This is a genomic window from uncultured Aquincola sp., from assembly GCF_964001545.1.
Classification (GTDB): domain Bacteria; phylum Pseudomonadota; class Gammaproteobacteria; order Burkholderiales; family Burkholderiaceae_C; genus Aquincola.
On record NZ_CAXFDV010000039.1, the window covers coordinates 1 to 6,013 of the forward strand.

At 67.5% G+C, this 6,013-nt stretch carries 6 protein-coding genes; 5 read left to right on the forward strand and 1 reads right to left on the reverse strand.

The window, feature by feature from the left end; translation table 11 throughout:
* The coding region (locus ABNT58_RS01450) for a chemotaxis protein CheW (RefSeq protein ID WP_348751737.1) at positions 1 to 325 on the reverse strand (325 nt) is incomplete at its 3' end.
* 95 nt (positions 326 to 420) lie between these two features.
* On the opposite strand from ABNT58_RS01450, the gene ABNT58_RS01455 reads away from it, so the two are divergent.
* From ABNT58_RS01455 to ABNT58_RS01475, 5 genes are all read left to right on the forward strand, one after another.
* Entirely contained in the window at positions 421 to 1,791 is a 1,371-nt protein-coding gene (locus ABNT58_RS01455) for a replication-associated recombination protein A (RefSeq protein ID WP_348751738.1), read from the forward strand.
* 240 nt (positions 1,792 to 2,031) lie between these two features.
* The gene (locus ABNT58_RS01460) at positions 2,032 to 2,955 is read left to right on the forward strand and encodes a branched-chain amino acid ABC transporter permease (RefSeq protein ID WP_348751739.1); all 924 of its coding nucleotides are present in this window, start codon (positions 2,032 to 2,034) and stop codon (positions 2,953 to 2,955) included.
* A 15-nt stretch (positions 2,956 to 2,970) separates the two neighbouring features.
* Positions 2,971 to 4,053 (forward strand): ABC transporter ATP-binding protein, encoded by a 1,083-nt coding sequence (locus ABNT58_RS01465; protein WP_348751740.1) that lies wholly within the window; start codon positions 2,971 to 2,973, stop codon positions 4,051 to 4,053.
* A 19-nt stretch (positions 4,054 to 4,072) separates the two neighbouring features.
* A complete protein-coding gene (locus tag ABNT58_RS01470) occupies positions 4,073 to 4,849 on the forward strand; it encodes an ABC transporter ATP-binding protein (RefSeq protein WP_348751741.1) in 777 nt (258 codons plus the stop codon).
* Between the two features lie 13 nt (positions 4,850 to 4,862).
* The gene (locus tag ABNT58_RS01475; RefSeq protein ID WP_348751742.1) at positions 4,863 to 5,579 is read left to right on the forward strand and encodes an ABC transporter ATP-binding protein; all 717 of its coding nucleotides are present in this window, start codon (positions 4,863 to 4,865) and stop codon (positions 5,577 to 5,579) included.
* Positions 5,580 to 6,013: the final 434 nt, after the last annotated feature.

Sequence of the window (6,013 nt, forward strand, 5' to 3'; positions counted from 1 at the left end):
CATCCACCACGATGCCCACCGTGCGGTTGGCGATGTTCAGGATGATGACGACGGTGAATTCGTTGATCTCGGCGTTCTCCAGTCCGAAGAGGGCGCGCAGATCGATGATGGGCACGATCACGCCGCGGAGGTTGACCACGCCCTTGAAGAAGTGCGGCGCATGCGCGATGCGGGTCGGCGGCTCGTAGCCGCGGATTTCCTGCACCTTGAGGATGTCGATGCCGTACTCCTCCGCGCCCAGCTTGAAGGACAGCACCTCGCGGGGAGCGCCTGCGGCCTCGACCGCGGCAACGGCTTGGGATTCGTCGGGGGTGGTGACGCTCATGGACAACCTCACTGGCGATGACGCAGCCAGTGTGGCCCTGCACGCCGCGGGCGAAGGGCCGAATAGCGCGGTGAAAGGCCGCCACAATCCATGCAATGACCGAGTCGCTGTTCGACGACCTGCCCGCGCCGCCACCGCCCGCCGGCGCGCCGGCCAAGGCCCGCAAGGGCGCCGCACCCGCCGGCCCCGTGCCGCTGGCCGAGCGCCTGCGCCCGCGCACGCTGGACGAGGTGATCGGCCAGCGCCACCTGCTGGGCCCCGGCAAGCCGCTGCGCACCGCCTTCGAGACCGGGCGCCTGCATTCGATGATCCTGTGGGGTCCGCCGGGCGTGGGCAAGACCACGCTGGCGCGCCTGATGGCCGGCGCCTTCGATGCCCAGTTCATCGTGCTGTCTGCGGTGCTGGGCGGCGTCAAGGACATCCGCGAAGCGGTGGACCGCGCCCAGGTGGCCCGTGGCCAGGGCCGCGCCAGCGTGGTGTTCGTCGATGAAGTGCACCGCTTCAACAAGGGCCAGCAGGACGCCTTCCTGCCGCATGTGGAGGCGGGGCTTTTCACCTTCATCGGCGCGACGACCGAGAACCCAAGCTTCGAGGTCAACTCGGCGCTGCTGTCGCGCGCCACGGTGCATGTGCTCAAGGCGCTGGACGCCGAGGACATGGCCGCGTTGATCGAGCGCGCGCGGCACGAGCTGCAGGCGCCGCCGATGAGCGATGCTGCGCGTGATCGCCTGGTGGGCTATGCCGATGGCGATGCCCGCCGGCTGCTCAATGCCTACGACAACCTGGTGAGCCTGGCCGGCCCGGTGGCCGAGCTGGACGAAGCCGCGCTGGAAAAGTCGCTGGGCGAGCAGCTGCGCCGCTACGACAAGGGCGGCGAGCAGTTCTACGACACCATCTCGGCGCTGCACAAGTCGGTGCGCGGCTCCGACCCCGATGCCGCGCTGTACTGGCTGGCCCGCATGCTCGATGGCGGCGTGGATCCGCGTTACGTCATCCGGCGGGTGGTGCGCATGGCCAGCGAGGACATCGGCTTGGCCGATCCGCGTGCGCTGCGGCTGGCGCTGGACGCCGCCGAAACCTATGAGCGGCTGGGCTCGCCCGAAGGCGAGCTGACCATCGCGCAGTGCATCGTCTACCTCGCGATGGCGCCCAAATCCAACGCGGTGTACAGCGCCTGGAACGCCGCCCGCGCCTTCGTCAAGCGCGACGGTACGCGCCCGGTGCCGCTGCACCTGCGCAACGCGCCCACCCAGCTGATGAAGGAACTGGATTACGGCCGCGACTACCGCTACGCCCACAACGAAGCCGGCGGCTTCGCGGCCGGTGAGAGCTACCTGCCCGAGGGCATGGCGCCCCCCGGCTTCTACCAGCCGGTGCCGCGCGGGCTGGAGCTGCGCATCGGCGAACGCCTGGCCGAGCTGCGGCGGCTGAACGACGAAGCGCGAGCCAGCCAGCCTGATGAATGAAGGTCGCGCAAGGCCGCGTGCTTCCTCGGCATGAGGCCATGCTGTCCACGCGCTGTGCAGACGGGTTACTACCCGCCGCGCCCCAAAAACGCGCACCTACAATCCGCGCCGCCAGCGTGACAGACGAGTGGTGCAAGGCGTAGTACGGCACACACGGCCGAATTCTTGCTACGCCTGAACAAGAGCAGCGCCTTCCCATGAGGAGGCGCGGCACGGGACCTACCGGAGGCTACTTTCCCAATGGATATCTTCTTTCAACAGATCATCAATGGTCTGGTGCTCGGCAGCATGTACGCGCTGGTGGCACTGGGCTACACGATGGTCTACGGCATCATCAACCTGATCAATTTCGCGCACGGGGAAGTATTGATGGTGGGTGCGCTCACCAGCTGGACGGTGGTCACCGCCCTGGCCGACAGCGGCCTGCCGGGCTGGGTGCTGCTGCTGATCGCGCTGCCTTGCGCCATCGCGGTCTGCGCCGCCCTCAACTTCACGATCGAAAAACTCGCCTACCGGCCACTGCGCAACGCGCCGCGCCTGGCCCCGCTGATCACCGCCATGGGTATGAGCCTGCTGCTGCAGACCCTGGCCATGATCATCTGGAAGCCCAACCCCAAGCCCTTCCCGCTGCTGCTGCCCACCGACCCGATCGACCTCGGCGGCGCCGTCATCAGCGTCACCCAGATCCTGATCCTGGTCACCACCGGCATCATCCTGCTGGCCCTGCTGTGGCTGGTGAACAAGACCAAGCTCGGCCGCGCCATGCGCGCCACCGCCGAGAACCCGCGCGTCGCCTCGCTGATGGGCGTGCGGCCCGACATGGTGATCTCGGCCACCTTCATCATCGGCGCGGCGCTGGCCGCCATCGCCGGCCTGATGTGGGCGCTCAACTACGGCACGGTGCAGCACTCGATGGGCTTTCTGCCCGGCCTCAAGGCCTTCACCGCGGCCGTCATGGGCGGCATCGGCAACCTCACGGGCGCCATGGTGGGCGGCATTCTGCTGGGCCTGATCGAGGCCATCGGCGCCGGCTACCTGGGCGACCTGACCGGCGGCGTGCTGGGCAGCCACTACGCCGACATCTTCGCCTTCATCGCCCTGATCCTCGTGCTCACGCTGCGCCCCTCGGGCCTGCTGGGCGAGCGCGTGGCCGACCGTGCCTGACGCGGGGACACACACATGAAGAACAAGTTCGTCCTCTTCCTGATCGCCGCTGCGGTGCTCATCGCGCTGCCGATCTTCGCGGGCCAGTTCGGCGCCGGCTGGGTGCGCATCATGGCTTCGGCCCTGCTGTACGTGCTGCTGGCCCTGGGCCTGAACATCGTGGTGGGCTATGCCGGCCTGCTCGACCTGGGCTTCGTCGCCTTCTATGCCGTGGGCGCGTACATGTTCGCGCTGCTGGCGTCGCCTCACCTGTCCGAAACCTTCGAGGGTTTCCAGGCGATGTTCCCCAATGGCCTGCACACGCCGATCTGGCTGGTGGTGCCCCTGGCGGCGCTGCTGGCGGCCATCGCAGGCATTTTGCTGGGCACGCCGGTGCTCAAGCTGCGCGGCGACTACCTGGCCATCGTCACGCTGGGCTTCGGTGAAATCATCCGCGTCTTCATGAACAACATGGAGCACCCGGTCAACATCACCAACGGCCCGCGCGGCCTGGACCGCATCGATTCGATGCGCATCTTCGGCTTCGACTTCGGCAAGTCGCTGCAGATCGGCGACTTCACCATCCCGTCGGTCACGCTGTACTACTACCTGTTCCTGCTGCTGGTGGTGTTCAGCGTCATCATCTGCCACCGGCTCGAGACCTCGCGCATCGGCCGCGCCTGGATGGCCATCCGTGAAGACGAGATCGCCGCCAAGGCCATGGGCATCAACACCCGCAACATGAAGCTGCTGGCCTTTGCCATGGGCGCCAGCTTCGGCGGCGTCTCGGGCTCGATGTTCGCGGCCTTCCAGGGCTTCGTCTCGCCCGAGTCGTTCAGCCTGATGGAAAGCGTGATGATCGTGGCCATGATCGTGCTGGGTGGCCTGGGCCACCTGCCGGGCGTGATCCTGGGTGCGGTGATGCTGGCCGCGCTGCCCGAAGTGCTGCGCTACGTGGCCGGTCCGCTGCAGCAGATGACCGGGGGCCGGCTCGACGCGGCCATCCTGCGCCAGCTGCTCATCGCCTCGGCCATGATCATCATCATGCTGGTTCGTCCCCGCGGCCTGTGGCCCTCGCCGGAACACGGCAAGGCAGCCCCCAACCCCGTCAAGGCCTGAGGACAAGGACAACACCACCATGAGCAACCCCGTACTCGAAGTCAGCGGTGTGTCCAAGCGCTTCGGCGGCCTGCAGGCGCTGTCGGACGTGGGCATCACCATCCAGCCGGGCCAGGTGTATGGCCTGATCGGCCCCAACGGCGCCGGCAAGACCACCTTCTTCAACGTGCTCACCGGGCTGTATACGCCCGACTCGGGCACGTTCAAGCTGGGCGGCGCCACCTACCAGCCCACCGCCGTGCATGAAGTGGCCAAGGCCGGCATTGCACGCACCTTCCAGAACATCCGCCTCTTCGCCGAGATGACGGCGCTGGAGAACGTGATGGTGGGCCGCCATGTGCGCACCAAGTCCGGCCTGGGCGGCGCCATCTTCCGCACCGGCAGCTTCAAGCAGGAAGAGCGCGAGATCACCGACCGTGCGCGCGAGCTGCTGGACTATGTGGGCGTGGGCCGCTACGCCGACTACAAGGCCCGCACGCTGAGCTATGGCGACCAGCGCCGTCTGGAGATCGCGCGCGCGCTGGCCACCGATCCCAAGCTGATTGCACTGGACGAGCCGGCCGCCGGCATGAACGCGACCGAGAAGGTCACGCTGCGCGAGCTGATCAACCAGATCCGTGAAGACGGCCGCACCATCCTGCTGATCGAGCACGACGTGAAGCTGGTGATGGGCCTGTGCGACCGGCTGACGGTGCTCGACTACGGCAAGCAGATTGCCGAAGGCACGCCGGCCGAGGTGCAGAAGAACGAGAAGGTGATCGAGGCTTACCTCGGCGCCGGACATGCCGCCCACTGACACGGAGCCCACGATGACGAAGACAACGCTGCTCCAGGTCAAGGGGCTGAAGGTGGCCTATGGCGGCATCCAGGCCGTCAAGGGTGTGAACTTTGAAGTGGCCGAAGGCGAGCTGGTGAGCCTGATCGGCGCCAACGGCGCCGGCAAGACCACCACGCTGAAGGCGGTCACCGGCATCCAGCCGGTGGGCGCGGGCGACATCCTCTACCTGGGCAAGTCGATCCAGGGCCAGGGCCCGTGGGACCTGGTCAAGCAGGGCCTGGTGATGGTGCCCGAAGGCCGTGGCACGTTCACGCGCATGACCATCACCGAGAACCTGCAGATGGGCGCCTTCATCCGCAACGACCGCGAGATCGAGGCCGACATCGACAAGGTGTTCGCCATCTTTCCGCGGCTGAAGGAACGCCGCAACCAGCTGGCCGGCACCATGTCGGGCGGCGAGCAGCAGATGCTGGCCATGGGCCGCGCGCTGATGGCCAAGCCCAAGGTGCTGCTGCTCGATGAACCCTCGATGGGCCTGTCGCCCATCATGGTCGACAAGATCTTCGAGGTGGTGGACACCATCCACAAGCAAGGCGTCACCATCCTGCTGGTCGAGCAGAACGCCAGCCGCGCCCTGTCGCTGGCCAATCGCGGCTACGTGATGGACTCCGGCGAAGTGACGATGAGCGGCGACGCCAAGGTGCTGCTGAACGATCCGAAGGTGCGGGCGGCCTACCTCGGCGAGTGAGCTTGGGAAGGGTGGGAAACACCCTTTCGCATTGATTGGCGGTTTGCGCAGGTCCTGATCCTCAACACCCTGCGCGGTGGTTGGCTGGTTTGCTCCGGGCCGTGCGGGCGGGCCCGGGGGCTTAGCTTTCGCGGTCCGCGCAAAGCGCGGACTGCCCTGCGCTGCTCGGTCGAGTGGCCCCCGCCGCGTAACTCGCTGCGGGTGCTGCGCCCCCTCCGCTCAGACACCCGCCTGCGAGTCAGATCACGAGGCGCGCTGCGCGCGCGGGCCACCCGCCCTGCGCTGCTCGGCGCTCCAGATGCGCCCCCGGGCCCGCCCGCACGGCCCTGCGCAAAGGGCCACCGCTGGCGCTGTGCGTTGCGGCTCGCGCTTCGCGCATCGCAGCCATGCCTTGCATGCGGCCTCCCTTGAGGCGCGGCGTTGTTTCCTTGCCC